Raw genomic sequence first — 26,641 nt, 5'->3', positions numbered from 1 at the left:
AACAAGACCCGCAGACATCAGCTGTTAAGCGCATGCGGGCATGAAGGAGCGTGTATGGACAAGACCGAGCAGGACAGACTGAAGAAGGCCGCCGGCATCGAAGCAGCCAAGCTGGTCGAGAACGGCATGACCGCCGGGCTGGGCACCGGATCCACGGTTCGGTTCTTCGTGGATGAACTGGGACGGCGCGTCAAGGAAGAGGGTTTGGAGTTCACCGGCGTGACCACCTCCCGGCGGACCAAGGAACAGGCTGAAGGCTATGGAATCCGCATCGTCGACATCGACCAGGTGGATCACATCGATGTCACCATCGACGGGGCCGACGAGGTCGACAGGGACTTCAACGGCATCAAGGGCGGCGGCGCAGCCCTGCTCTGGGAGAAAATCGTGGCCGTCAACTCTCGAAGGATCGTCTGGATCGTGGACGAGTCCAAGGTGGTCGACACCATCGGCCGCTTCCCCCTGCCCGTGGAGGTCATCCCCTTCGGCGAGCGCCACGTCCTGGATCGCTTTAAGGAACGCGGCTATAACCCTGTCCTGCGGATGGACGGCCAAGGGCAGCCGGTTCTGACAGACGAGCACAACCACATCATTGATCTGCATCTGGAGCGGATTGATCACCCACAGGATCTGGCCCAAGACCTGATCACCACCGTGGGAGTCGTTGAACACGGCCTCTTCCTCAACATGGTCGACACGGTCATCGTGGGCGATCCCAACGGGCCCCGGGTCATGACCAACGCCAACAAGTGAGCATCAGCTATCATCCCGCATCCTGGCTGGAAGTATCCGGCTGGGCACGATGACCGGCGATGATATGCATGAAGCCCCCTGCGTCCATTCGATGCGGGGGGCTTCGTCGGCCCTGAGGGCCAAAGTCATAAAGCTACTTGCGCTGGTGACGAGTCTTGCGCAGCAGTTTGCGGTGCTTCTTCTTGCTCATCCGCTTGCGGCGCTTCTTGATGACAGAACCCATCCGAGCCTCCGATCCTTAGTTACCTGGAAGTGTCCAACTTGCTTATCCTACACCGCTTACGGGACGACTAGAGCGGGAAGGCCTTGTAGAAAGCCTCCAGTGCAGCCCGCTGGCCCTGAGCGCGGAAGACCACCGTATCATTCTGCCAGATGACCAATGCCTTGTGCTCGTCGCTGCCATCCGCCTTCTCCAGGTAGGATCCGGTGACCGTGCCGCCGCTGCGAACATTGCCCGAGGCCAGCTCCTTGCCGGACATGCCCGTGGACTGGCTGTCATAGAGCGCCTTGGCATCTTCGCTCCTGGACCACTGAGCCAGGTGGAGGCTCACATCCCCGCCCGACCTGCCGGTGGAGTAGACCAGGTTGTACTCCTCGATAGGCGTACGGGTGCTCCATTCGCTGTCAGAATCCGCTTTGACGCGGGCGAACTCGCCCACCGTATCAGGCATGGCCTTGAGCAACTCGGAAGCCGAATCAGGAAGGGGCGCCGCCGTGGCCTTGGGGCTGCTGGCTTGCGGGGGTTGAGAGGAAGCGGAAGCCGAGTCCTGGGCGACGGACTCTTGGCTGCGCACCGCCCAGTGAGGCCAGACGAAGGCCGATAGAAGCACTAGGACGACCACCGCTGCAAGGGCGATGACCAGACCGATCCGTCGACGGCGCTGCCTGGCATGCGCGGAGGAGTCAGAGGAAGAGGACACGGATGCAGAAGGATTGTCAGCCATGTCTCCATTCTCTCATGGGCAGGGTGTCGGCACTGCGAAGATGCCGTAAAAGCCCAGCTCATCGTCAATGAATCCCGATAGCGTGCAAGTATGGCCAAGACGACGACGCAATATGTGTGCACGGAGTGCGGATGGACCGGCGGCAAATGGTTCGGACGCTGCCCGGAATGCGGCCAGTGGGGAACGATCGAGGAATTCCATGAAGCCCGTCTCGTAGGTGCGGGCGGGGGTCTGTCCACCTCCGGCGGCAGCCATACGGCACCTGCGCCCCCGAAGAACGGCCTGGCCCGGCCCATCACCCGGGTAGGCACGGACCAGGTAAAGCGCATTCCCACAGGATTCGAGGAATTCGACCGGGTCCTGGGCGGAGGCATCGTGCCCGGGTCAGTCATCCTCTTGGCCGGCGAGCCGGGCATAGGCAAGTCCACCCTCCTGCTGGAGACCGCCGGCCGCGTGGCCGACCGGGGAGGCGGAAAAGGCAAGGTGCTCTATCTGTCAGGCGAGGAGTCCCAGGCCCAGGTGCGGATGCGGGCCAGTCGGGTGGGAGCGCTCAAGGACCCACTATTGCTGGCTTCGACGACCGACCTTGCCACGGTGCTTGGGCTGATCGAGCGCGAGAAGCCGACACTGGCCATTGTGGACTCCGCCCAGACCATCGTCTCCAGCCAGGTTGACGGCATCTCCGGGGGCTCCACCCAGGTACGCGAGGTGGCCATCAGCCTGATCGGCATGGCCAAATCGCACGACATCCCCATCCTCCTGGTTGGCCACGTGACCAAGGACGGCTCCATCGCCGGGCCGCGGACCCTGGAGCATCTGGTCGATGTGGTCTGCCAGTTCGAGGGCGATTCCCAGACCGCGTTACGCCTGTTGAGAGCCGTCAAGAACCGTTTCGGCCCCACCGACGAGGTTGGCTGCTTCGACATGGGCGAGCAGGGCATTGAGGAGGTCAGCGATCCCACTGGGCTCTTCCTGTCCACGACCGGGCAAGAGGTTGAGGGCACCTGTGTGACCTTCACCTTGGACGGCCACCGCAGCCTGCCCATCGAGATCCAGGCCTTGGTTACTTCGTCTGTCCTGCCCACGCCCAGGCGCAACACCAACGGGATCGACGCCAACCGTCTGGCCATGCTAGCTGCGGTGCTCTACCGCCACGGTCGCGTCAACCTGCTGACACGGGACCTGTATGTGTCCACCATCGCCGGCGGGCTGGCCAAGGAACCCGGATGTGATCTGGCCATCGTGGCCGCCCTGGCCAGTGCAGCCAAGTCCCGACCCATCCAGCGCACGACCTGTGCCATGGGTGAGATATCGCTGACCGGGCAGGTCAGGCCAGTGCCTCAACTCAATCACCGGCTGCAGGAGGCCACTCGACTGGGATTCACCCGGGCACTGGTCCCGCCCGACCGGCATTCAGGAGCCCGAAAGCCCATCCAGGGACTGGAAGTGGTCGAGGTTAACTATCTGGCCGAGGCACTGGACGCTCTGGGGCTGGTCTGAGCCTGGTGGCCGCAGGGCCCTATCGCACCCTATGGCGCTCACCTGCCGACTCGTTAACCTGCCAGACTAGGATGGAGTCGCTGGAAGACCGACACCCATCATCACGAGGAGTAGATCAGCATGACCATCTTCACCAGGAAAACCTTACGCAGGCTGACGGCGGCCGTACTCACGACAGTCACGCTCATGGTCGGCGCGGCCTGCGGCTCCTCGTCGAGCAGCAGTGGGCAGTCAGCGGCTAAGCAGGACATCACCCAGCAAACCATCAAACCTGGCACCCTGACCATTGCCACTGGAGACCCGGCCTACGCCCCCTACGTGCAGGACAACAAGCCCGAATCCGGCAAGGGCTACGAGGCAGCCGTTGCCTATGCAGTAGCAGAGAAAATGGGATTCGACAAGGCGCACGTCACCTGGACCAGGACCACCTTCGATGCCGCCATCGCCCCGGGAAGCAAGGACTACGACCTGAACATCCAGCAGTTCTCCATCACCCCGGAACGTCGACAGGCTGTGGACTTCACTCCCAGCTACTACAACTCCACCCAGTCGCTGGTGGTCAGAAACGACTCCTCATACGCTTCCGCCACCTCCCTCGCCCAAATCAAGGACGCCAAGATAGGAGCCATGGTCGGCTCCACCTCCTATGAGATGGCCCACAAGCTTGTCAAGCCTGACATCGATACCTTCAACGACGATGTGGCCTCGTCCCAGGCCTTGGACACCAACCAGATCGACGCGCTTGTCGTGGACACCCCCTCAGCTGTGACCATGGTCGATTCCGGGCAGGTCAAGAACGCCAAGATCCTCGGGCAGATCAAGGGTTCGCAGGACCCGGAGGGCATGGGCATAGTCCTGCCCAAAGGCTCCACACTGACCCCGGTTGCTTCCAAGGCTGTCACCACCCTGAAGAAGGATGGAACCTTGGACAAGCTGCAGAACCAGTGGCTGCATGTCTACACCTCCCTGCCTACCCTGGGCTGAGAGAAGAAAGGAAACCTAGTCGTTCATGGCCACCTCGGCACAAGACGCGGTCAGCGATATTCAACGGGAACGGGAACGCTACGGTCGTCGGCAGAATCTGCGCTCAGTGGCGGTCAGCATCGCCAGCACGCTTGTACTGGCCCTGCTGATTGCTCTGGGGCTGCACGCCTCACCTGGCTGGCCCCGGGTCAAGCAGTCGTTTTTCTCCGGCGCTTACTTCGCCCAAGCCTTCCCCAAGGTCCTTCGGGGACTCTGGCTCAATCTGGAGGTCCTCTTCTTCGCGGTCATCGGCGTGGCCTTGCTGGGCACCCTGCTGGCCATGATCCGCACCAGCCGGAACCCGCTGCTCTTCCCCCTACGGGTGCTGGCCCAGGTCTACACCACGATCATGAGGGGGATCCCCATGATCGTGGTCCTCTACCTGATCGGCTTCGGCATCCCTGGTCTGGCCATCTTCAACCGGATCCCGGCAGCCCTGCTGGGCACCGTGGCGATCATCCTCTCCTATTCGGCCTACATCGCCGAGGTCCTGAGGGCCGGCTTCCAGGACGTCGGCCCCTCCCAGAGGGCCTCGGCGCGTTCACTGGGCTTGACCTCGGGACAGACCATGCGTCTGGTAGTCATCCCCCAGGCCCTGCGCAAGGTGGCTCCGGCACTGATGAACGACTTCATCTCCATGCAGAAGGACGTGGGGCTGATTTCAGTTCTAGGAGCGGTCGACGCGGTCAGGGCGGCCCAGATCATCGTGGCCACCTCCTACAACTTCACCCCCTACGTGGTGGCCTCGGTGCTCTTCATCGCCACCTCGGTCCCCTTCATTCTTCTCAACGACTGGTATTCCAACCGGCTGCGCAAGCGCGAACAGAGCGGAGGCATGGTATGAGCGAACAGGCAGGCGCCGATCAGGACCAGCCAGTGCTCCGTTTGGAGGATGTACGTAAGACCTACCCTGGGGGCAACAAGGTTCTGCGCGGCATCTCCATGACCATCATGCCTCATGAGACCGTGGCCCTGCTGGGCCCCTCGGGGTCAGGCAAGTCCACTCTGATGAAGTGCATCAACCTGCTGGAGACCGTCAACGACGGCAGGATCTGGCTGGGCGGCACCGACATCACCGATCCCAGGATCGACCAAGATGCCTGCCGTGCCAGAATCGGCGTGGTCTTCCAGCAATTCAACCTCTTCCCCCACATGAACGTCCTGAAAAATGTGACTCTGGGAGCCGTCAAGGTCCACGGCATGCCCAAGGACCAGGCCAGGGAGCGGGCCCTAGAACTGCTGGACCGGATCGGCATGAGGAAGAAGGCCGGAGCATACCCCGACCAGCTCTCCGGCGGCCAGCAGCAGCGGGTGGCCATCGTCCGGGCCCTGATGACCGACCCGGAACTGCTCCTGCTGGATGAGATCACCTCAGCCTTGGACCCCATGCTGGTGGGCGAGGTCCTGGCCATGGTCTCGGAGCTGACCGCCGGTGGCACCACCATACTCATGGCCACCCACGAAATGAGTTTCGCCCATCACGCAGCCAACCGAGTGGTTCTGCTGCTGGACGGTGTCATCGCTGAGAACGGAACGCCGCAAGAGGTGATGGACGAGTCGGAGAATCCGCGCACCAGGGAGTTCTTCAGCCACTTCCGAGGGCTGTGAGTTCCCGAGTACCTTCAGCTTTCAATTGGCGGAAAACACCTTTCCTGAAGCCTTGGTCAGCTCCAGGGTGCGATCGGCGTCCAAGACCAGCTGTCGTTTGAGCGGCTCCTCGCCCGCATACCGTCTCTGACCGCGCAGACGGCTGAGGAACTCCACTCGTACCCGGTGACCGTACAGGTCCACCCAATCCGGCCGGACGGCATTGGCCTCCAGGATTCTCGGCATCTGCTCGCCTGGGGCCAGGAAGGTCTCCTTGGTGCCGATGGAGATGGCGGCGGGCATCCGCCAAGGCGAGCCCTGAGCCAGCCGACCCTCCCGGCACTCCGAGGTCGCCATGGGATCCGTAGGCAGACCCAGGTCGACCAACCAGCCTGCATAGACTCCATCTGCGGGCATCATCCCCTGGCTGTCGGGAGCAAGGTTGGCAGTCGGGAAGCCCAAGCGGCGACCACGCTGCTCCCCATGGACCACCGTGCCTTGGACCATGTGCGGCCGGCCCAGAATATCCAGGGCCGCATCCACATCGCCGTCAAGGATCAACTGCCGAAGGTGGGAGCTGCTCCAGGCTCTTGCCCGATGTCGCTCCAGGCTGTCAGCGTTAGACAGGGTGCAGTCGCCTGGACCCTGGTCGTCCACGACTTCCAAATCGAACAGTCCTGTGTCCGCCAGGTCGCCAATGGCCTTGATATCGCCGATTCGCCCTGCGCCCATCTGCGCATCGCGGCCCAGGACCAACGTGCGCATGGCCAGCTGTTCGGTAAGCTGCTTGAGGAAGAACCGATAGGATTTGGCAGCGAAGGCCAGCGTGTACCGCACCACCACAGCCTGTTCCAGCCCCAGCTGGGCCATCAGCCGCAAGCGCTCATCTAGCGGCATGATCTGGTCAGGGTCATGGTGAACCAGGCTTAAAGATGGTTCAGTCATGTCATGGCTGTCAGCATAGCTGTGGACCAGTTTGGGACTGGGGTCGAAGACCAGAGCCATAGGCCAATCCTGGCCCTTGGCAGCGAACTCTACCACCCGGCGCAGGAGGGCCTGATGACCCCGATGCATGCCATCGAAGACACCGATAGTGACCACGCTGGGCCGGGTCCCCAAGGTTCCCGGCCACCTGACGATTCCCGACTCATCCGGGCTGACCTGGCTGACCTTCATCCGCTTCCCATCACTTAGTCATGGCGGCCCCCGAACCCGGGCACCGATAATTCCTTAAGCACTGTATTCCCGCCGTCGCACCCTGACAAGACCCTTGGGCTAAATCCGAGCCTGCACACTCAGGCCTCGGGGTGGAAGACCGCATCCGGCTTGGCCCCGCCTCGTGAACTGGGCGCTAGGATGGCAGCCAAGCGTTGCCTGCCCTCAGGTCCGGCCAGGGCGGCCGTGGGCCCGGCGACAGGCAGATCCAAAAATCCTCCGTTAGCCACCCTGGCTGCCTGATTGGCATCCAGGTTCAGGACAGGCATGCTCATGCGTGCCGCCTGCGCCAGACTTAGAGAGCCATCCAACATCCCCTGCCGGTCGCGGTCCGGAACCATACGACTGTGAACAACCGTCTGACCTTGTCGGTTCCGGTAGGTGTGAGGGACCACCTGACCGCCCAAAACCCTGGACGCCAGGTCGGGATCCTCCAAGTCGAACGGGCCCACACGAACCCTTCTTAGGGCGATCAGGTAGCCGCCCAGATCCAGCCGCTCGCCCAGGTCACGAGCCAGGGCCCTGATGTAGGTGCCACTGGAGCAGGTCACCTCCACATCCGCATCGACCACCCTGGCGCCCTGGTCGGGCAGATCTACACGGCGAAAACCAAGCAGACGGAAGGATACGATCCGAATGCGGCGGGGCTCCAGCCTGACCTCCTGGCCTGCGCGAGCCAGGTCATAGGCCCGTCTGCCCTTGACCTTGATGGCGGAGAAGGCATCTGGCACCTGGTCGATCCAGCCGGTGAAGCAATGGTCAATCAAATCCTGCAGACCCTGGGCTGTCAGTTCGTCGACCTTCTGCGCAGCTCCAGGACGCGCCGGCAGCAAATCCCCGTCCGCATCGTCCGTGTTGGTGCCCAGTCCCAGGCGCATGGTGGCACGGTAGGTTTTGTCATGGCCGACGATGACCGTCAGCAGCCGCGTAGCCTGGCCGAACCCTACGACCAGGAGGCCAGTAGCCATAGGATCCAAGGTCCCGGCATGGCCCACGCGACGCATGCCAAGGCCAGAGCGGACGGCTGCCACCACATCATGGCTGGTTACACCGCTCGGCTTGTCAACAAGGATGATGCCCGAGGTCGGTTCATCATGGCCAGAATCCATCACGTCCGACGACTCAGCGGTCGGCTTCATCCGCATCCCCTGCCGCAGGTTCGTCAGGGACGGAGCCTGACTCATCGGTCTTTTCTTCATCGTCATGCCTATATGGATCGGGGTCGCCGGCATAGCTGGCATTGACTCGCGCCTTGGCCATGGCCTCGTCCCGATGACGGGCCGCGGTCAGCACATCCTCAATCTCGGTAGCCTCGGCAGGCACCTCATCGTAGATGAAGCGCAAGGTAGGCGTCAGCCGCAGACCGGCCCGAGCACCGACAAGGGTGCGCAGCCTGCCGGAGGCCTGCCTCAGGGCCTGCTGGGCACGCTTGCGTTCCCCGGCCTCGTGCCCGGACCGGCCCAGCTGAGTCCAGTAGATCTTGGCTATCTGCAGATCGTTGGTGACCCGAACCTCAGTGACGGTGACCCCTGCCAGGCGCTTGTCGTGCATCTGGGACTCCAGCGCAGAGGCCACAACCCGTTGTATCAGGGCTGCTATGCGTACAGCGCGGGGATTTCCAGCCATCATGATTCCTTTCTCGAACCGTCCATGACCAATCTTTGCATTCATGGACATCCGCCCCGGCCGGGGAGTACCCGGACCGGGGCGGATCGCCATGGACCCTCCGACATGTGGTCGGATGGTCAACAGGTCCTACTTACGTTCCACTTCCTGCATCTCGTAAGTCTCGATGATGTCGCCCACCTCGATGTCGTTGAAGGAGCCCAGGTTGATACCAGCCTCGTAGCCTTCGGACACCTCGTTGACGTCGTCTTTGAACCGACGCAGGGAGGAGATCTCCAGGTCGTTGATGGTGACCACCCCGTTGCGGGCAATGCGAGCCTTGGTGCCCCGCTTGACGGTGCCGTCCTGGACCATGACGCCCGCGATGTTGCCGAACTTGGAGGAGCGGAAGATCTTGCGGATCTCGGAGTGGGAGGTGGTGACCTCCTCGTACTCCGGCTTGAGCATGCCCTTGAGCGCAGCCTCGATGTCTTCGATGGCATTGTAGATGACCGAGTAGTACTTGATCTCCACACCCTCGCGGTCGGCCAGGTCCTGGACCTGCCTGTTGGGCCGGACGTTGAAGCCGATGATGACGGCCTTGTCGACCGTAGCCAGGTTGACATCGTTCTGGGTGATAGCGCCCACGCCCCGGTGGATGACCTGGATCCCGACCTCGTCGGAGACCTCGATCTTCATCAGGGAGTCTTCCAGGGCCTCGACCGAGCCGGAGGAGTCGCCCTTGATGACAATGTTGAGCATGTCCACCTCGGACTTGGCGAACTGCTCCTTCAGGCTCTCCAGAGAGACCACCTTGCGGCGCTTGGCAAGCTGGGCGGCACGGGCCGAAGCCTCACGCTTCTCGGCAATCTGACGAGCAGTGCGGTCGTCGGGAGCGACCAGGAAGAGGTCGCCGGCGGTAGGCACCGAGGTAAGACCCAGCACCTGGACGGGCGTGGAAGGACCGGCAGCATCCATCTGCCGGCCGTTCTCGTCCAGCATGGCGCGCACACGGCCATAGGCCGATCCAGCCACAATGGCATCGCCCACATGCAAGGTCCCCTGCTGGACCAGCACAGTGGCCACAGCTCCACGTCCCTTGTCCAGACGGGCCTCGACCGTGGCGCCGCGAGCGTCCATGTCAGGGTTGGCCCGAAGGTCAAGGTCTGCATCGGCAGTCAGCAGGACGGCCTCCAGGAGCTTGTCCACATTGGTGCCCAGCTTGGCAGAGATGTCGACGAACATGGTGTCGCCACCGTACTCTTCGGATACCAGCCCGAACTCAGTCAGCTGGCCACGCACCTTCTGGGGGTTGGCTCCCTCGACATCAATCTTGTTGACAGCCACCACGATGGGTACATGGGCGGCCTGTGCATGGTTGATGGCCTCCACGGTCTGCGGCATAACGCCGTCGTCCGCAGCCACCACCAGGATAGCCACATCGGTCAGCTCAGCACCACGGGCACGCATGGCCGTAAAGGCCTCGTGGCCAGGGGTGTCCAGGAAGGTGATCTTGCGATCCTCCCCGTCCAGGGTGACTGTGGCCTGGTAGGCCCCGATGCGCTGGGTGATGCCCCCAGCCTCCTTGGTGGTCGTGTTGGTCTTGCGAATGGTGTCCAGCAGCCGGGTCTTGCCGTGGTCGACATGGCCCATGACCGTGACCACCGGGGGCCTGGGCTGCAGGTTCTTGTCATCCTGGTCCTCACGTTCTTCGTCCAGGTTGATGTCGAACTGCTGAAGGAGCTCCTTGTCCTCCTCCTCGGCGGAGACGATGCGGATCTTCCACCCGATCTCGTCGCCCAGAATCTGGAATGTGGCCTCATCCAGGGACTGGGTGGCCGTAGCCATCTCGCCCAGGTGGAAGAGCACCGTGACCAAGGCAGCAGGGTTGACATTGATCTTGTCGGCCAGGTCAGCCAAGGTCGCGCCCTGACGAAGTTTGACGGTACGTCCATTGCCCGCGGGGATGCGCACACCGCCGATGACGGGTGCCTTCATCTCCTGGAATTCATGCCTCTTGGCCATCCGATTCTTGCGGGCCTTGGAGGACTTGCCTCCCTGGCGACCGAATGCTCCAGCAGCGCCGCCGCGACCGCGACCACCACGGCCTGAACCGCCGCGGAAGCCGCCTGAGGGCGCCGACGAAGCGCCGCCGAAACGACCGCCGCCGCCCTGATGTGTCTGCTGACCTGGACGGCTATGGCCCCACTGCCCTGGACGGGCACCCTGTCCGGATCGGCCACCACGACCGTTGCGGAATCCACCCCGGCCCCTGCGGGAGTCGTTGACGGTTGGCCTGGCCATAGGATGCGGCCTGGGAATGTCCGAAGGCATAGGGGCCTTCATCCCCTGCTTGCGGCTGAAAGGATTGTTGCCTGGACGAGGCGTGGATGCCCCCGGCCTTGCGCCATGCCGCATCGCCGCAGCGTTGGAACCGCCGGAACGTCCGTTGTTGCGCGAGCCCTGGGGGCCGGGCCTGCCCATGGCTGAAGGCTTGGGCCCACGGGACTGGTTGCGTCGCTCATGCTCGTTGCGGCTGCCCTGGGAGGCACCGGGCTTGGGGAAGCGGCCACCAGGACGCTGCTGACCCCGTGGCGCCTCGCCGTCGTCCGAGGGCCGGTGGTTCTGTCCGGGCTTGGGCCCAGGTGTGGACTGCTGGGTGCCGCCGGACTGCGAACGGCCATGCAGACCCTGGCCGCCTCCATGATCAGGGCTGCCGGGGCGGGCATTTCGTGCAGCGGCCTGACCAGCGTCGCCCTGTCCCTTCTGAGGGAAAGCGTTCTTGAGTCGACGAACCACAGGGGCCTCGACAGTAGAGGATGCGGACTTGACGAACTCGCCCATGTCCTTCAATTTCGCCAGAACAGTCTTGCTGTCTACGCCAAATTCCTTGGCCAGCTCATACACGCGTGCTTTGGGCACTTACTTTCTCCTTACCGGACCGCGCGTATGACCGGCGCGATCACTCTTTGATGACGGCGAACATATCCTGTCTCATCGTGCGACCATGATCGTGTTACCTCGTCTCTGTGCCGGGGCCGACAACATGAACCACCGGACTCGGAATACTGGGTCCAGCATACTCGCGTCGTCGGATGTTTGCTCTCAGGCGTCTTCTCCAGCAGCCGAAGCCGTTTGCGCCTGCAGCTCACGCAATTTTTGCTGGTGGGCCTCCTCGGACTCGATGCCAATCTTCCAGCCGGTCAGCTTGGCGGCCAGACGGGCATTCTGGCCCTCTTTGCCAATGGCCAGGGAGAGCTGGGCGTCCTTGATGAAGGCAATGGCCGTGCGGTTGGACTCGCTGACGATCTGCACCTGGCGGACCACAGCCGGAGACAAGGCCGCAGCCACAAACTCGGCAGGATCCTTGGACCAGTCCACAATGTCGATCTTCTCAGGTCCAAGATTCTCCATGACGGCACGGACGCGAGCGCCCGCCGGGCCGATCAGCGCGCCCTTGGGATTGACCCCCTTGGTGTTGGCACGGACCGCGATCTTGGTTCTGGCCCCGGCTTCACGAGCAATGGCCATGATGGAGACCGCACCGGAGACCAGCTCAGGCACCTCCCGCTCAAAGAGGCGGCGAACCAGCTCCGGGTGGGAACGCGACACGATGATTTCCGGCCCCTTGAGCCCACGGGAGACATTGACCACGTAGACGCGAATCCGCTGGCCGTGCCGGTAATGCTCTCCAGGCACCTGCTCGCGGCGGGGCAGAATGGCCTCGACATTATCTACAGCCACATGCACATTGCCAGGATCGCTGGCATCCTGCTGCACGACTCCGGTGATCAGATGGCCCTTCTGACCCGAGAAAGCCCCGAAGACCCGCTCGTCATCGGCCTGGCGGAAGAGCTGGCGGATGACCTGGCGGGCTGTGGAGGCCGCCAGCCGATCGAAGTCCTTCGGTGTGTCGTCGTATTCCTCGCCCAGATCATATCCTGGTTCGGACTCTTCGGGGGTGGCCTCACGAGGAATTTCATCCTGTGCCCAGATGGTAAAAGTACCCGCACGTTCGTCCAGCTCCACCCGTGCATGTTTGGCTGCGTGAGGCGACTTCTGGTAGGCCAGAAGAAGAGCCTCGCTCAGTGCTTGATCCAAGGTCTCGGCATCAATCCCTTGTTCGTGTGCCAGCTGATGAATTTCAGCCAGGTCCAGTTCCATGTCAAGACCTCCTATGAAGTTATTCAGGCCGCGCTTCTTTTAGTCTGCAATGCCTACTATTCTAGCCTTTCATGCAGACACAGCCGGTTCCTGAATACCAAGGGTGGGCGAGTCGTAGGCCAGCGATCCTGGCACGACGGATGAGAGCCGGCATCACAGTGCTTCTGCTGGCTGTCACAATCTCAGGATGCACACCCTCAGCCGTGCACGTCAGTCAGCACGATCCCAATAATCTCCGTCCTACTGCCTGCGAACAGGCATGGACGCAAGCCAAGCAGCCAGAACGACTTCAAAAGAACAAGGCCGACAACCGAGCCCAGGCCTGGATCAAAGCGGCCCGCGAGTGCCCTGCCAGGCTGGATGAAGCCACAGTGCACGCAGCCCAGGCTTTGACGGCATCCCAAGGCGGGCAGGCCAATCGTCAAACGGCTATGCTCAGACTGGTCCAGGCTGCACAACGGTTGGATCCGCTGTCCAAGGCGCTACCCGTCGAATTGGCCGATCAGGCCATCACAGGCGAAGACCGTTCCGGATTCGAACTTTCGGTCCTCGCGGCCCGTAAGACGGATGCCGCATGGATGCTCACCCTAGCCGATGCGCACACTGCGGCCGCGCAGATTCTGGTCGGCCACACCAAGCACGATCCTCGACAGGGGGTGTACCCCACCACTGATCTGCTGGCTCACCCTGACGAGTCCATCGACCCCGCCAACGGAATACAGACGCCTACCCCTGCCCTGATCGAGATGGATACGGCCCGGACCCTTCTGGCCGTGGGGAGGAAACTGAACGGCTCCTCAGGCACCATACGGACTGATGCCAGCCAGAACGCGAAAAGCCGCCAGCAGGCCGCATCGGCCCTGGTCGATATGATCGTAGCCCACTTGTTCATGGCCATGAACCTCGGCTACCCGGCTACTTCGTCAGCCCTGCTGCAGGCACCAAAACACTGACTTCTAGGACAGGCCGGCCCACCCATGGGTTGCGCTGATCGCACTCGCAAGCTTTCTCATCTGCATATACGAGCAACCCGGCAAGTCATGCCCAAACCTGTCCAATGGCGAAGACGACCATCCAACAGAACTAATTCACCATCGCTTACTGCAGATTTCACAAAACTGTGCGGGTGACGTCAAAGGCTCGGGTGGTGATATTATAGAACGTGTTCTATAGGAGCATTCCTTAGGAACGCGGGGGGTATAAACCCGTGCAATGTAGGAGGCGACTGGTGTTGACCACCATATCGCCTTCTGCATTGGACGGTCTTTTATTTGCTCAGCATCAAAGCTCGTGGCCATGCCAGACTGCCTGCGGTATTACGTCGCGTGGCCAGTCGCATTGCATGTCCGGCAACCGCTACAACTTTGCCGGAAATGCATCGCTAATTATGCCAGGCACCCGACTCAGCCGGCAAACCGGCATCGAGCTGAAAAGATGCGGCCGTCCTTGTTCAATCTGCTGACAGAACCAGACGCCCGTTCCAGGAAGGCTTCCACTCGCCCACCCCCAGGCAGCCAGTGAATTCCCGCCCGTCCGAGGAAGTAATAGTTACTGCACTTCCCGAGCGTTCCGCCTGAAAAACAAGGCTGCTTCCATCTTCCTCGCTTACCGTCGCAGTGGCTCTTCCGTCGTGAGCAAGGAAAACTGAGACCTGGGAATCGGTTCCATATGCATATTCGGTCGATTCCTGTCCCTGGCGAGTGACCAAAACAGTGCCATCACGCACCCAGAGCGGAACCGTGTCGAAGCCATGCTTTTCTTGCATCCACTGGCCGGACTGTCGGCAGTCCACCTGGCGACCGGTGAACCAATCCGTCCATACCCCCTGGGGCAGGTAGTATTCCACATCACCCGTGTACGAGAAGACCGGCGCCACCAAAAGCGATGGCCCCAGCATATACTGTCGGTCGCAATCCAGCGCCGTCTTGTCGTCAGGGAACTCCATGAACATGGAACGCATGACCGGGACGCCGTGCTCGTGTGCACCAAGTCCGACCTGGTACAGGTACGGCATCATGGATATCTTCAACCTGGTGAACTTTCTCAGCACGTTCACTGCGGTCTGCTCAGGGGGATTGACTACTCCCCTGCGCTCATCCTCCTCATCGAAGAGCCAAGGGACTCTGTAGACGGTAGAGCCGTGCAGCCTGGAGTGAGAGGAGAGCAGGCCGAAAGCTATCCACCGTTTATAAACAGCAGGGTCAGGTCTCGCTCCTTCAAAACCGCCGATATCGTGGCTCCAGAAACCAAAACCGGAACTTGCCAGCGACAGGCCAGCCCGCAAAGTCTGTGCCATGCCATTGAAGGTGGACTCACAGTCACCACCCCAATGAACGGGTTGCTGTTGGCCTCCCACCGTGGCAGATCGGGCATACAGGCAGGCCTGCCCCTTTCCGTACACCTCTTCGATGGCCTGGAAGACGGTCTGATTATATAGTTGCGTATACCAGTTATGCATGCTGGCAGGATCCGAACCATCAGACCAAACCACATCAGCAGGAATGCGTTCACCGAAATCAGTCTTGATGGCATCTACGCCTTGCTTGAGCAGATGCTTGACTTTCTCTTTGAACCACTTGCAGGCGTCTGGATTGGTGAAATCCACCAACCCCATGCCAGCTTGCCAAAGATCGGTCTGCCATATGTCCCCGTTGGGCTTGCGAACCAAGTAGCCCTTGTCTGCGGCCTGATCAAAGAGGGCGCTTTCCTGCCCGATGTATGGATTGATCCAGACACAAACATGCAGCCCCTTCTCGCGATGGAGACGTCCCAGTGTCCCCTCTATATCAGGGAAGAAGCGTCGATCCCATTGGAGGTCGGTCCAGTGGAATTCCCTCATCCAATAGCAGTCGTAGTGAAATACGCTCAGGGGAATATGCCGCTGAGCCATGCCGTCAATCATGGATGTGACGGTCTTCTCGTCATATTTTGTGGTGAAGGATGTGGTCAGCCAGAGTCCATATGACCAGGCAGGGACCATGGCCGGACAACCCACCAAGGCCGTGTATCGTTCCAGGATTCGTTCGGGATTCGGCCCAGCAATCAGATAGAAGTCCAGAGCCTCGCCGGGCACGCTAAACTGCACGGTCTCCGTGTTCTCCGTGGCCACTTCGAAGGAGACATGTCCGCGGTTGTTGACCAGAACACCATAACCTTTGCTGGTCATGTAGAAGGGAATGTCCTTGTAGCCTTGTTCGCTGGCTGTGCCCCCATCTTCATTCCAGATGTCTATACTCTGCCCGTTCTTCAGATATGGGCCAAACCTTTCGCCAAAGCCGTAGACTCTTTCCCCGACCGACAGTCCAAGCTGAATGGCAGTGAAAACCGGAGATTCATCATAGGCCCTGGCCGTGGGCGCTACGCCGAACTCCCCCGCCGGTTGCGTACTTACGGCAGCGTCGGGAGCCAAAGCGAACCTTGCCAGAGACTTGCCCCTGGCATGGGTGAGCTCCTTGCCCTCACATGCAAAAGCCATATCGAAGACAGGTCCCTTGGTCATGGTCAGACTCAGATTGCTCGAAGCCAGAGTCACCGAAGCCCCATCTTCTCCGACCTCCCCGTCGCCAGCGCCTTGGGCACTAGCCTTCACGAATCCGGAACTCGAATCCTGTTCGTGAACAGGGAAGCCCGGACAGGTCCTGGTCCCCTTCCAATGGGTTGCCTGCACCCGGATAATTCCTTCAGCAGGCGAAGTGGCATGGATTCTGAAGGTCGGCAGATTCAAAGTGTCGGCCCGGCCGGCCACAACCCTGGTCGCAGCCAGGACATCGATGCTCCTCCCATCTGGCCTCACCGATAATTCATAGGGAGAACGTGCGTAGAGAGCCTCGACGCCTGGCCGAGTCAGCCAATATCCATCGGTGAACTTCATGCTATTTCACAGCTCCTGTAGTAATGCCCTTGGAAAGGGTTCTTTGGAAGATCAGATAGAAGATCAGCGTCGGTACGATGCTGATCAGCGAGGCCGCAGCGGTGGTGGTCACATCCATCAGCCTGTCTCCAGTCAACGACGCGATGGCGATGGGCACCGTCTGCTTGGAATTATCGATTAGGAAGGCCATGGGAATCATGTACTCATTCCAGGTCCAGATGAAGAAGAAGACCAGCATGACATTCAGCGTGGGTTTGGAGATGGGGAAGACGATGTCTTTGAGAATTCTCCACCGACTGGCCCCATCTATGGCAGCAGCTTCCAGAATGGCCTTGGGGAAGGTTCCGTAGACGCTGGACAGAAGATAGGTGCCGAACGCGCTCTGGATGACCGTAAATATGATTACGATCGACCATTGCGAGTTGTACAGGCCCATGGCCTTGAACATGATATAGAGCGGATAGAGCAGGGCTTCCTGCGGCATCATATTGGCCAACATAATCAGCAGGACGATCCAGCGCCTGCCCTTGACGCGGCCGATGCCCAGGGCGAAGGAGTTCAGTACCGACAGTCCAACAGCCAGGAATGCCACCAGCGTGCAAATCCACATGCTGTTCCAAACTTTCTGTGGGAATCGGACTCTGGTCCAGAATTTCACTAGTCCGACAGCGCTGAATTCGTGCGGCCAGGAAAGAGGACCTGAGGCATTGTAGTCCGCCGTGGTTTTGAAGGCGTTCAGCAGAAGAACAAAAAACGGAAAGAGCATGATCAGTCCGCCGACAATCAGGAAGGCCAGGATTACCCAATCTCCTGTCGTCCGATTTTTCCGTGCTTTGGGAATCTTGCTTACAGCTGTCATGGTGCTACTCCTCGTCCTCTTGCTCGACCCGTTGCTGGACGTTGGTGAAAACGACAGAGATCACGATGATGACGATGGTCAGAGCCGTGGATATGGCCGCGCCATAGCCGACCTGTTGAGATTGGAAGAACTGTGTGTACGAATAGTAAGAAGGTACGATAGTGCTGTCGCCAGGCCCTCCCTTGGTCAGCATGTACACCGGAGCAAAGACCTTCAAGGCCGCAATGGTGCAAGTCAGAGCCACCACAAAGATTTCCGGCTTGATGGCTGGCAGGGTGATGACTCTGAACCGCTGCCACCAATTTGCCCCGTCCAAACTCGCCGCCTCGTAAAGCTCAGGATCGACACGCTGCAGTCCGGACATGAATATGACCAGGGGATAACCCAGCTGAATCCAAATCATGATGATCATCAGGAATACCAAGGCGGTGTCGGGCGAGCCCAGCCAGTTGTGCTGAAAACGTCCCAGCCCTAGTCCTTTGAGTATGGCATTCAGCGCGCCATTCTCGGGGCGGAATATCCAACCCATGACCAGAGCCGCCACCGAGATGGGCAGGAGCTGAGGGAAGTAGTAAACTGCGCGCATGGTTGACGCTGTCTTGGCTCCGAACCGTTTTTGGACCACATCGAAGACCAGGGAGGCCAAGACCAGACCGATCAGGATGGGGATGACGACCATGGCCACGATCATCCATATGGAGTTGCGGAAGGAGGCCCAGAACGTGGCATCCTTGACCAGCCGCGACCAGTTGTCAATGCCGGTCCACCGTGGAGGCCGTATCCCGCGGTAGTTGGTGAAGCTCAGATAGATGTTCCAGATTGCCGGCACGATGATGATCCATAAAAGAACCAGTAACCCCGGTATCAGATACCACCAGAATCGATTGGAGGGATTGCCTGGTATCCTGGACATCCCTCGTTCCTGATCGGTCTTGGCAGCGATCGGTGCAGGATTTGCACTTCGAGACCCCATTGTTCGTTTCTCCTCAGCCTGAAAATATGTCTATCAGGGTCCGCTGCAGATAGCAGCGGAGCGGAGGCCGACGGCTGCCTGATCAAGTGCGCAACCGTCGGCCTATGGTTTGACTACTTCCTGAGACCCGATGTCTCGACGCCTTTGTCATACTTGCCCTGAAGCTCAGTAAGCACAGCCTTGGTGTCCTTGGTCCCGTTGACCAATTCCTGCAGGCCTGCATTGAGCTCGTCATAGAAGGTCGAGGTCGGCCAATCCGGATAGTAGCCCAGACGATCATCCTTGATGACCTGGTTGAAACCGGCGATCAGCTCCTTGCTCTTAGGGTCGCTTATCTGGGCAGGATCAGCCGCAATGGGCAATCCGCCGGAGTTTCCCATCAGGTTCTGATTTTCTTTGCTCAACGTCATGTCAATGAACTTCGCAGCAGCGTCCTTTTTCTTGGAACGCTCGGGAATCACCCAGATGTTGCCGGACCCGCCAGGGATCTTCTTGGTTTCAGGGAAGAGACCGACCTCCCAATTGACGTTGGGAATGTCGCTTTGGAAACGGCCGAACCACCAAGAGCCCGAGAACAGCATGGGGTAGGTCCCCTTCATGAAGTTCTGTCCGGCATCCTCAGCTTTCAGGCCCGTCGAGTCTTTGCTGATGTATCCCTTGTCCACCCAGTCCTTAATGGTTTCAGTGGCATAGGTCATGGCAGGGCCTTGCCAGTCCACCTTGCCGTCGTAGCGCTGATAGGCGTTGATTAACCGCTGATCGGCTTTTTGAAGGACCAATTGCCACCAGAGATGTTGGAGCGGGTATTCAGCCACACCCTCGGACAGGGCCGTGACACCGTTGTCCTTGAACTTTTGCATGGCCTGTTCCAATTCAGGCATAGTCTTTGGTATGGCTATGCCGTACTTGTCGAACATGTCCTTGTTGTAGTACATCATCACCTCTTCGCCATAGGTGGTGATGCCATACCAGTCGCCGGATCCCATGACGCCCTTTTCGTCGTATCGGCCCGGGACAGCCAAAGATCCAGTGATCTTCTTGTTCCAGTGGTATTTCTTGACATAGTCGTTAAGGTTGGATAGCAAACCCTGGCTTGAGAGCAAACCTGCAGTAGCATTGCCCTTGTTGTATTCCATTACATCCGGGGCGTCATCAGAGTTGAGGATCTGGCTGGCGTTTTGCCTGATTTGCTCGAAGGTCTTCTTCTCGAAGTTGACCTTGATACCGGTCTTCTTCTGAAAATCAGCAATGGCCTGCTTCCAGGCCTTGCCCTGGGCGCCGTTATCCTCCTCGTAGTACCAGATCTTGATGGAATCGGGATGCTCCTCTTGGGCGCTGTCGCTGCCGCCGCATCCGGATAAGGCCATGATGCCCGCCAGACTTGCCACAGCCGTAACAGCTGCCATGATTTTCCGGGGAAACTTCATCACTCCTCTTTTCCTAGCTTCATCGCTTGACTGTCTCTTTACTGGACAACCATTCTTAATTTAATGATTTGACTATACTTGGCATAGTATTTCGACGTTTTTCGATAACCTATGGCGCTAGATGACAGCTGGTATCAGCCTTGTGCGACAGTGCACGAAGAATCACAGCTTGCAGTTCTCAGCTATGCAGCCGGACCGGGCCAACAGATCCCCTGCGCTTATAGTCGGAATGAATCAGCTCCACTGTCCCCGGCTTTTCCCCCACGCCTTCCAAACACTCCATCAGCATGTCCACCCCGCGAGAGCATGTTTCATGTGGCCTCATGGGAATCTCATCAAGAGGACGTTCAAGAACAGAGGCATTGCCAAAAGTGCTTAACGCCAGCATGGAAATATCCTTTGGAATCGAAAGGCCCTGTTTTGAAAGAGCAACGATGATGTTGTTCATGTGACTGATGCTGGTCTGGGCCATGATTGCCGTAATCTCGGGATCCAGCTGAAAAGCCCGGCCAATCAATTGACCGACATGCCTGGCATCGTCACCGATGGAGCATAGAAAAGTCATCTTCATACCCAGCACCCGGGCCCTGTCTATGGCAGCCTTTTTGGTCCGAACCAGAAAGTTGGATCCTTTCTCATAGGACTGACTGTTGGCCCCCACCATGAGCAGATGTCGATGGCCCATCCGATAAAGCTCATCGACAGCGCGTCGGCCCATGGCATGAAAATCAACGTCAACGGAAATCAGATTGGCTGGATTCCTGGCATAGCCGATAGAGACATAGGGCACTAGGGAGGTATGAGCCTGGGCTACACGCGGATCCTCCATGGTCACATCCAACAGAAGAACGCCATCGATCATTCCGCTGTATGACATTCGCAGGAGTTCGTCCGTGTCATCTTTATCCATTAAAAGCACCACGTTGTAGTGGTAGTGTCTAGCCCTGGCGACCACGGCAAAGAAAAAGGTAGCATAGTTCGAATAGTCGGTATAAGGATGCATGGGCGAGCTCAACACGATCAGATGTGTTCTGCGCTCCCTTCGGAGCATAGCGGCTCCTGATCCTGGATGATAATCCAATTGCTGGGCTGCCTTGAGAACCCTGATCTTTGTCGCATCGCTTACAGGTCGCTTGCCCGAGAATACATAGGAAACAGTACTTATGGAAATTCCCGCCAAAGCGGCAACATCCTTGATACCGGCCAAAGGACCTCCTTTAGCAGGAAGGCATAAGATGCCCTATCTTAAGATTCGGTCTTGCACTCCAGGGCTCAAGCGCATGCCCTCACCAGAAAGTATATGAAAAAGGTCCCGGCCGTCGGGCCGGGACCAATGGGGCGGTTGAGGCGAGATTCGAACTCGCGGAGGGAGTTGCCCTCACACGCTTTCGAGGCGTGCTCCTTAGACCGCTCGGACACTCAACCATGGTCGTTGCCCGACACTGCCGAACAACAACTTTTCTATTATGCCACAGAGTCCCTACCTGGCAAACGGCGTGGCGCAGTCAACCGGCACAAAAACAACCCTGACGTCAAAGTGTACGGCGGGCTCGGATGGCCTGCGCCCGTTCAGCAAGCCGGGCATCAGGCGGGTAGGCCACATGTTCCAGGGTCAGACCTCGAGCATCTATGGGACCGGTGGAACCTTCGCGCAGGGGGTAGGCCACCTTGTCGGCAAACCATTGCACGGACCGGCGTCCCCGACCCACCTGAATGCAGGCCGCGACCAGTGAGCGGACCATGTTATGGGCAAATGCATCGGCAACAATCCGAAAGACGGTAATCCCAGACTCCATGAAGGACGGAATATATCCTACGGCACTCTGCCCCGGAGCAACTTCTAACAGATTCACGGCCGGGACCAGTTCCCAATGCGCGGCCAGGACCTTGCGTATAGTCGTGCCGCCGGGGTTTGGCCGGGCGAAGGAGCCGAAGTCATGCAGGCCGATGCACTTCGCTGCAGCCTCATTCATAGCCTGCAGATCCAGGCTTCCCTCCAGGTTCAGCACATAGCCCCGCATGCGCGGATCCTCTGGCTGACCCCCCTGGCTGACCCGATAGACATAGGTGCGTTCCAGGGCGGAGAAGCGGGCATCGAAGCCTGTGGGAGCGGCTCTGAGTCCAAGTAGAGCAATGTCAGCCGGCAACAGGTGCCGAAGACGGCGTTCCAAGGCCGAAGCACCATCGACCCCCATATGCCCCTTACAGGATTCAAGCACAGCGTCGGGAACGTCCAGGTGTGCCACCTGGTGAGATGCGTGGACCCCAGTGTCGGTCCTACCAGCCACAACCAGCCTTGGTTCCCAGACGTCTTGGCTATGGGAAACCTCACCATTCGATCTGCGGGCTCCAGTGATCAGAGACAGGGCATGCTCGATGCAGCCCTGGACCGTGCGCAGCCCAGGCTGCCGGGCCCAGCCATGGAAGCCGCCGCCGTCGTAGGCCAGGTCCATGCGCAGTCTGACAAGGGACATCTCCCCTTCCCGATCTTCCATCACGACCTCCCCGGCACCAATGACAAACGAGGCCAGAGAGCCACGCTCCCCGACCCCGTCATCAGATGCAAAGACCGATTACTCGGCGGCCTTCTCGGCATCCTCAGCCACGTCGGCATCTTCCTCAGCCTGAGCTTCCGCCTGATCTGCCTTGTTAGCGGTCTGCTCCAGATCCTCGGCGGCCTGGTCAGCCTGAGCCACGTCCTGATCGGACTCGTTGGCCTCGACGGCCTGGTCGACCGCATCCTTGGCAGCGCCTTCGGCGACGGCGGCATCAGTGGCTGCTGCCACCTCGGCATTGTCGTCCTTGGCAGCCACCTTGGCTGCGGACTCAGCCTCCTTGACAACGGCCTTCTTGGCCGACAGGGGCTCGGTGACCAGCTCGATCACAGCCTGCGGGGAGTTGTCTCCTCGGCGGGGCGCGATCTTAGTAATGCGGGTGTAACCACCCTCACGCTGCTGCATCTGCTCGGCAATCTGCGTGAACAGGCTATGGACCACAGACTTATCGCGAATGACGCGCATGACGCGGCGACGGGCGGGCAGATCCCCGCGCTTGGCGAAGGTGATCAGCCGCTCAGCCAGCGGACGCAGACGCTTGGCCTTGGGCAGGGTGGTCGTGATACGGCCGTTGGCGAAGAGGCTGGTGGCCATGTTCGCCAGCATAAGCCGCTCGTGCGCCGGACTAGAGGCCAGACGTGGGCCCTTGCTAGGTTTTGGCATTGGATTATCTCCTTACGGCCCGGGAGGACAGGTGGGCATACGCCCGAACATCCGACTTCCCGGAATTGCTGTCAGCAGGCGACGGAACCCTTCCCCTCGCCTGCTCATACGAAGGCTGCGATCCTTCACTCGTCGTCAGGCGAGAAGAAGGTGCCTCCCTCGAGATTATTAGTGTCGAAGCCCAGCGGGGAGGCCTTCAACGACAGCCCCATGCCCTCAAGCTTCTCCTTGACCTCGTCGATGGACTTCATGCCGAAGTTGCGGATGTCCAGCAGATCCTGCTCAGTATGCGAGACCAGCTCACCGATGGTGTGGATTCCTTCGCGCTTGAGGCAGTTGTAGGAACGCTGCGTCAGGTTCAGATCCTCAATCGGCACGGACATCTGCGGATCGGCCTCTTCCACCACAGGCTCGGGTCCGACCTCCACGCCCTCAGCCTGGGTGTTGAGTTCACGGCAGAGGCCGAAGAGCTCGACCAGGGTCGACCCAGCGGATGCCACCGCGTCACGCGGCGAAATGGCAGGCTTGGTCTCCACATCCAGGATCAGCTTGTCGAAATCCGTGCGCTGTTCGACACGGGTGGCCTCGACCTTGTAGCTGACCTTGAGCACAGGAGAGTATATGGAATCGACCGGGATGCGGCCAATCTCATCGTTGTCCTGCTTGTTGAGCTGGGCCTGGACGTATCCACGCCCGCGCTCCACCGTGAACTCGATCTCCAGCTCGCCATCCTCAGCCAGGGTCGCGATATGCAGATCAGGATTGGCCACGGTGACGCCGGCCGGCGGGGTGATGTCCCCGGCGGTGGCCTCGCCCTTGCCGCTCTTGCGCAAATACATGACCACGGGCTCGTCGTACTCGCTGGTCAGCACGATTCCTTTGATGTTGAGCAGGATCTCAGTGACGTCCTCCTCCACACCTGGCAACGTGGTGAACTCGTGCAGGGCACCCGAGATGCGGACCGAGGTCACAGCCGCACCGGGTATGGAGCTCAGCAGGGTACGACGCAGGGAGTTGCCCAAGGTGTACCCAAATCCCGGCTCCAACGGCTCGATAGTGAAACGGGAGCGCTGGGCATTGACGACTTCTTCAGTAAGAGTCGGACGCTGTGCAATAAGCACTGTTGCTATCCTTTCAGCTCCGACCGGTGGTGCACTCACCAGTCTTCGCGGGTGGATTCATGGGTTTTCTAGTGCTCAGACGCGACGGCGCTTGGGAGGACGAACGCCATTGTGTGCCTGTGGGGTCACATCGGAGATGGAACCGACCTCCAGGCCTGCGGACTGCAGGGAACGGATGGCGGTCTCACGGCCCGAGCCCGGGCCCTTGACGAAGACATCCACCTTTTTGACCCCGTGCTCCATAGCCTTGCGGGCTGCGGATTCGGCGGCCATGCCTGCTGCGTAAGGAGTAGACTTGCGGGAGCCCTTGAAGCCTACATCGCCGCCAGAAGCCCAGGCTACTACAGCACCGGAAGGATCGGTGATGGAGATGATGGTGTTGTTGAATGTTGACTTGATATGCGCCTGCCCGACCGGAACCGACTTGCGATCCCGACGACGAGGCTTGCGCGCGGCCTGCTTTGCTGCTGCCATTGATCCTCGTTTCCTTGTCACGAATAACTGATTGCTAGTGCGAACCATCGGGGACCCTCATCCCTGCTTCGCATACGGCCTTACTTGGTCGCCTTCTTCTTTCCGGCGACGGTGCGCTTGGGTCCCTTGCGGGTGCGGGCGTTGGTCTTGGTCCGCTGACCGCGCACAGGCAGGCCCCGGCGGTGGCGCTGGCCCTGATAGCAATTGATCTGGATCTTACGGCGAATATCAGCGTCGATCTCACGACGCAGATCACCCTCGATCTTGTAGTTTCCCTCGAGGTAATCACGCAGCGTAATGAGCTGCTCGTCCGTGAGATCCTTGACGCGGGTGTCCGGATTCACTCCGGTCGCGGCAAGTGTTTCCTTGGCGCGAGTACGCCCCACACCGAAGATGTAGGTGAGGGCTATCTCTATGCGCTTCTCGTTGGGGATGTCGACTCCGGCAAGACGTGCCATTGCGATTCCTTTTTTGCTCTACGCAGGTCGTGCACCGAGTCTTCCGGTCTCCCGGCCCGGGCCTGCGCACCCGGGGTTCAGCCTATCGGCTGTGACTCAGCGCCTTTGGTGTTCGTTGCCGCTGGGAATCCGCTCAGCCCTGGCGCTGCTTGTGGCGTGGGTTTTTGCAGATCACCATGACGCGGCCGTGACGACGAATCACGCGGCAGTTCTCGCAGATTCTCTTCACACTAGGGCTGACCTTCATGGTTTTCCTTTGCTTGTGTACCTTGTTACTTGTACCGGTACGTAATCCGTCCGCGGTTCAGATCATAGGGGCTCATTTCGAGCACCACCCGATCCTGGGGCAGAATGCGGATGTAGTTCTTGCGCATCTTGCCGGAAATGGTGGCCAGCACCAGGTGCTTGTTCTCGAGCTCGACGCGGAACATCGCATTCGGCAGGGCCTCAACCACACGCCCTTCCACCTCGATCACACCATCTTTTGCCATAAGCCTTCTATCCGATCCTCGGCTGGTTACACAGCGCGCCGAAAGACACGCCAAATGATAAGTATAGCATTGATGGACCCAAAACTGGGCAATAGCGTGTTGACACGACAAAAGGGCCGTCTGAACGGCTGTCGCTCAATCAGTATAGCAGTCGTTCAGGCGGTCCGATAAGGACCGGAATTCCTCAGTCCTCAATAGCGATGTTCTGCGTGTTGTCAGCCGGCTCGATGCTAGTCTTGGGCAGGGTCACCTCCAGAGTGCCGTTGGCATAGTGGGCATGGATGTCCTCCTGGCGAACCTTGTCGCCCACGTAGAAGCTACGGGAGCAGGACCCGGTGTAGCGCTCACGCCGAATCCACCGTCCCTGGTCGTCCTTGTCGCCCTGATCACCGTTCTTCTGGGCAGAGACAATCAGGTAGCCATCTTCCAGCCGCAGGCCGATGTCCTTCTTGTCGAAGCCGGGCATGTCGATGGAAAGCTGGTACTGTCCATCCTTCTCACGCACATCCGTGCTCATCAAGGGGCTGTTCAGTGCGTTCTTTGCGCCCTGTCCCTGCCGACGCCCGTCGCGCCAGTTGTTGAAGAAGGGATCGTCGAAGAAATCGCCGAAAATCGAATTGTTCATCAATGCGGGAAACATAGCCATAATCGCATCTCCTGATTCTCTAAGTCAATAGTTTTTGCGGACCGGAACCCCAGGCGGACATCCTAACTTGTCCTCCCGGGCTCCCTGCCCTTCACTTTGTCCAAACTGCGGACCCTTGGTTCCATGCCCAATGTTCACCCAAAGAATAAAAGTTGAGTCTTAGTAACTCAACTTTGACAAAAGCTTTGTTTTGTCTTTGCTCTCTCACTCTTCGGCTTTGAATGACCACATATCAGACATTAGTGGCCAAAATTCTTGTGACACGACTTTGAAACATTTAACATAAAATGAGATTCCGCCAGCCCCCGTAGG

The 26,641-nt window shown here is 59.6% G+C and carries 25 protein-coding genes, 1 tRNA gene and 1 pseudogene; 6 read left to right on the top strand and 21 right to left on the bottom strand.

All coding sequences use genetic code 11. The features are described from left to right. Nucleotides 1-54 precede the first annotated feature (54 nt). On the top strand, nt 55-753 hold the full coding sequence (gene rpiA / locus J3T95_RS06580; protein ID WP_267399416.1) for a ribose-5-phosphate isomerase RpiA: 699 nt from the start codon (nt 55-57) through the stop codon (nt 751-753). A 133-nt stretch (nt 754-886) separates the two neighbouring features. Here the strand turns inward: rpiA and J3T95_RS06575 are convergent, their stop codons facing one another. Both J3T95_RS06575 and J3T95_RS06570 read right to left on the bottom strand, forming a co-directional pair. Then, a complete protein-coding gene (locus J3T95_RS06575; RefSeq protein WP_004268639.1) occupies nt 887-976 on the bottom strand; it encodes a 30S ribosomal protein bS22 in 90 nt (29 codons plus the stop codon). 67 nt (nt 977-1,043) lie between these two features. Next, nucleotides 1,044-1,697 (bottom strand): hypothetical protein, encoded by a 654-nt coding sequence (locus J3T95_RS06570; protein ID WP_220236234.1) that lies wholly within the window; start codon nt 1,695-1,697, stop codon nt 1,044-1,046. A 90-nt stretch (nt 1,698-1,787) separates the two neighbouring features. Between J3T95_RS06570 and radA the strand changes: the two genes are divergently transcribed. From radA to J3T95_RS06550, 4 genes are all read left to right on the top strand, one after another. After that, on the top strand, nt 1,788-3,197 hold the full coding sequence (gene radA / locus J3T95_RS06565) for a DNA repair protein RadA (RefSeq protein ID WP_267450848.1): 1,410 nt from the start codon (nt 1,788-1,790) through the stop codon (nt 3,195-3,197). A gap of 120 nt (nt 3,198-3,317) precedes the next feature. Then, a complete protein-coding gene (locus J3T95_RS06560; protein WP_416378745.1) occupies nt 3,318-4,181 on the top strand; it encodes an ABC transporter substrate-binding protein in 864 nt (287 codons plus the stop codon). Between the two features lie 25 nt (nt 4,182-4,206). Beyond that, entirely contained in the window at nt 4,207-5,064 is an 858-nt protein-coding gene (locus J3T95_RS06555; protein WP_220236237.1) for an amino acid ABC transporter permease, read from the top strand. Further along, entirely contained in the window at nt 5,061-5,828 is a 768-nt protein-coding gene (locus J3T95_RS06550; RefSeq protein WP_220236238.1) for an amino acid ABC transporter ATP-binding protein, read from the top strand. Before J3T95_RS06555 ends, J3T95_RS06550 begins: the two co-directional genes overlap by 4 nt. A gap of 21 nt (nt 5,829-5,849) precedes the next feature. Here the strand turns inward: J3T95_RS06550 and ribF are convergent, their stop codons facing one another. The 5 genes from ribF to nusA all read right to left on the bottom strand — a co-directional run bounded on the left by ribF (nt 5,850) and on the right by nusA (nt 12,791). Beyond that, a complete protein-coding gene (gene ribF, locus J3T95_RS06545; RefSeq protein WP_267450847.1) occupies nt 5,850-6,983 on the bottom strand; it encodes a bifunctional riboflavin kinase/FMN adenylyltransferase in 1,134 nt (377 codons plus the stop codon). 119 nt (nt 6,984-7,102) lie between these two features. Further along, the gene (gene truB / locus J3T95_RS06540; RefSeq protein WP_416378752.1) at nt 7,103-8,131 is read right to left on the bottom strand and encodes a tRNA pseudouridine(55) synthase TruB; all 1,029 of its coding nucleotides are present in this window, start codon (nt 8,129-8,131) and stop codon (nt 7,103-7,105) included. A gap of 13 nt (nt 8,132-8,144) precedes the next feature. Next, nucleotides 8,145-8,648, bottom strand: a complete 504-nt coding sequence (rbfA, locus tag J3T95_RS06535; protein WP_220237454.1) for a 30S ribosome-binding factor RbfA — start codon at nt 8,646-8,648, stop codon at nt 8,145-8,147. Between the two features lie 129 nt (nt 8,649-8,777). Then, on the bottom strand, nt 8,778-11,549 hold the full coding sequence (infB, locus tag J3T95_RS06530) for a translation initiation factor IF-2 (RefSeq protein WP_267450845.1): 2,772 nt from the start codon (nt 11,547-11,549) through the stop codon (nt 8,778-8,780). Nucleotides 11,550-11,732: 183 nt separating this feature from the next. Next, nucleotides 11,733-12,791 carry a transcription termination factor NusA gene (gene nusA, locus J3T95_RS06525; RefSeq protein WP_220236241.1) on the bottom strand — a complete coding sequence of 353 codons (1,059 nt, stop codon included), beginning with the start codon at nt 12,789-12,791 and terminating at the stop codon, nt 11,733-11,735. Nucleotides 12,792-12,931: 140 nt separating this feature from the next. Between nusA and J3T95_RS06520 the strand changes: the two genes are divergently transcribed. Beyond that, nucleotides 12,932-13,744 (top strand): hypothetical protein, encoded by an 813-nt coding sequence (locus J3T95_RS06520; RefSeq protein ID WP_267450844.1) that lies wholly within the window; start codon nt 12,932-12,934, stop codon nt 13,742-13,744. A 497-nt stretch (nt 13,745-14,241) separates the two neighbouring features. Here the strand turns inward: J3T95_RS06520 and yicI are convergent, their stop codons facing one another. The 14 genes and pseudogenes from yicI to J3T95_RS06450 all read right to left on the bottom strand — a co-directional run bounded on the left by yicI (nt 14,242) and on the right by J3T95_RS06450 (nt 26,329). Continuing rightward, the gene (gene yicI / locus J3T95_RS06515; protein ID WP_267450843.1) at nt 14,242-16,662 is read right to left on the bottom strand and encodes an alpha-xylosidase; all 2,421 of its coding nucleotides are present in this window, start codon (nt 16,660-16,662) and stop codon (nt 14,242-14,244) included. A gap of 1 nt (nt 16,663) precedes the next feature. Beyond that, nucleotides 16,664-17,521, bottom strand: coding sequence for a carbohydrate ABC transporter permease (locus J3T95_RS06510; protein WP_267450842.1), 858 nt, complete (start codon nt 17,519-17,521; stop codon nt 16,664-16,666). 4 nt (nt 17,522-17,525) lie between these two features. Next, entirely contained in the window at nt 17,526-18,434 is a 909-nt protein-coding gene (locus J3T95_RS06505) for a carbohydrate ABC transporter permease (protein ID WP_267450841.1), read from the bottom strand. Nucleotides 18,435-18,607: 173 nt separating this feature from the next. Then, nucleotides 18,608-19,921, bottom strand: coding sequence for an ABC transporter substrate-binding protein (locus J3T95_RS06500; RefSeq protein ID WP_267450840.1), 1,314 nt, complete (start codon nt 19,919-19,921; stop codon nt 18,608-18,610). A 178-nt stretch (nt 19,922-20,099) separates the two neighbouring features. Continuing rightward, the gene (locus tag J3T95_RS06495) at nt 20,100-21,128 is read right to left on the bottom strand and encodes a LacI family DNA-binding transcriptional regulator (protein ID WP_267450839.1); all 1,029 of its coding nucleotides are present in this window, start codon (nt 21,126-21,128) and stop codon (nt 20,100-20,102) included. 132 nt (nt 21,129-21,260) lie between these two features. After that, nucleotides 21,261-21,346 (bottom strand) — tRNA-Ser (locus J3T95_RS06490). A gap of 107 nt (nt 21,347-21,453) precedes the next feature. Then, nucleotides 21,454-22,416 (bottom strand): tRNA pseudouridine synthase A, encoded by a 963-nt coding sequence (locus J3T95_RS06485; protein ID WP_267450838.1) that lies wholly within the window; start codon nt 22,414-22,416, stop codon nt 21,454-21,456. Between the two features lie 180 nt (nt 22,417-22,596). Continuing rightward, nucleotides 22,597-23,139: pseudogene (gene rplQ / locus J3T95_RS06480) on the bottom strand (50S ribosomal protein L17); the annotation flags it as partial. A gap of 125 nt (nt 23,140-23,264) precedes the next feature. Continuing rightward, a complete protein-coding gene (locus J3T95_RS06475; RefSeq protein WP_015022327.1) occupies nt 23,265-24,260 on the bottom strand; it encodes a DNA-directed RNA polymerase subunit alpha in 996 nt (331 codons plus the stop codon). A 75-nt stretch (nt 24,261-24,335) separates the two neighbouring features. Further along, the gene (rpsK, locus tag J3T95_RS06470) at nt 24,336-24,734 is read right to left on the bottom strand and encodes a 30S ribosomal protein S11 (protein ID WP_015022328.1); all 399 of its coding nucleotides are present in this window, start codon (nt 24,732-24,734) and stop codon (nt 24,336-24,338) included. Nucleotides 24,735-24,814: 80 nt separating this feature from the next. After that, nucleotides 24,815-25,192 (bottom strand): 30S ribosomal protein S13, encoded by a 378-nt coding sequence (rpsM, locus tag J3T95_RS06465; protein ID WP_015022329.1) that lies wholly within the window; start codon nt 25,190-25,192, stop codon nt 24,815-24,817. A 133-nt stretch (nt 25,193-25,325) separates the two neighbouring features. After that, entirely contained in the window at nt 25,326-25,439 is a 114-nt protein-coding gene (rpmJ, locus tag J3T95_RS06460; RefSeq protein WP_015022330.1) for a 50S ribosomal protein L36, read from the bottom strand. Between the two features lie 25 nt (nt 25,440-25,464). Beyond that, on the bottom strand, nt 25,465-25,683 hold the full coding sequence (gene infA, locus J3T95_RS06455; RefSeq protein ID WP_015022331.1) for a translation initiation factor IF-1: 219 nt from the start codon (nt 25,681-25,683) through the stop codon (nt 25,465-25,467). 184 nt (nt 25,684-25,867) lie between these two features. Further along, entirely contained in the window at nt 25,868-26,329 is a 462-nt protein-coding gene (locus J3T95_RS06450; RefSeq protein ID WP_220236249.1) for an Hsp20/alpha crystallin family protein, read from the bottom strand. Nucleotides 26,330-26,641: the final 312 nt, after the last annotated feature.

It is taken from the genome of Bifidobacterium sp. B4079, assembly GCF_026537385.1.
GTDB lineage: Bacteria > Actinomycetota > Actinomycetes > Actinomycetales > Bifidobacteriaceae > Bombiscardovia > Bombiscardovia asteroides_I.
Note: the sequence above shows the minus strand (reverse complement) of the source record. Positions and strands in the feature narration are given on the sequence as shown.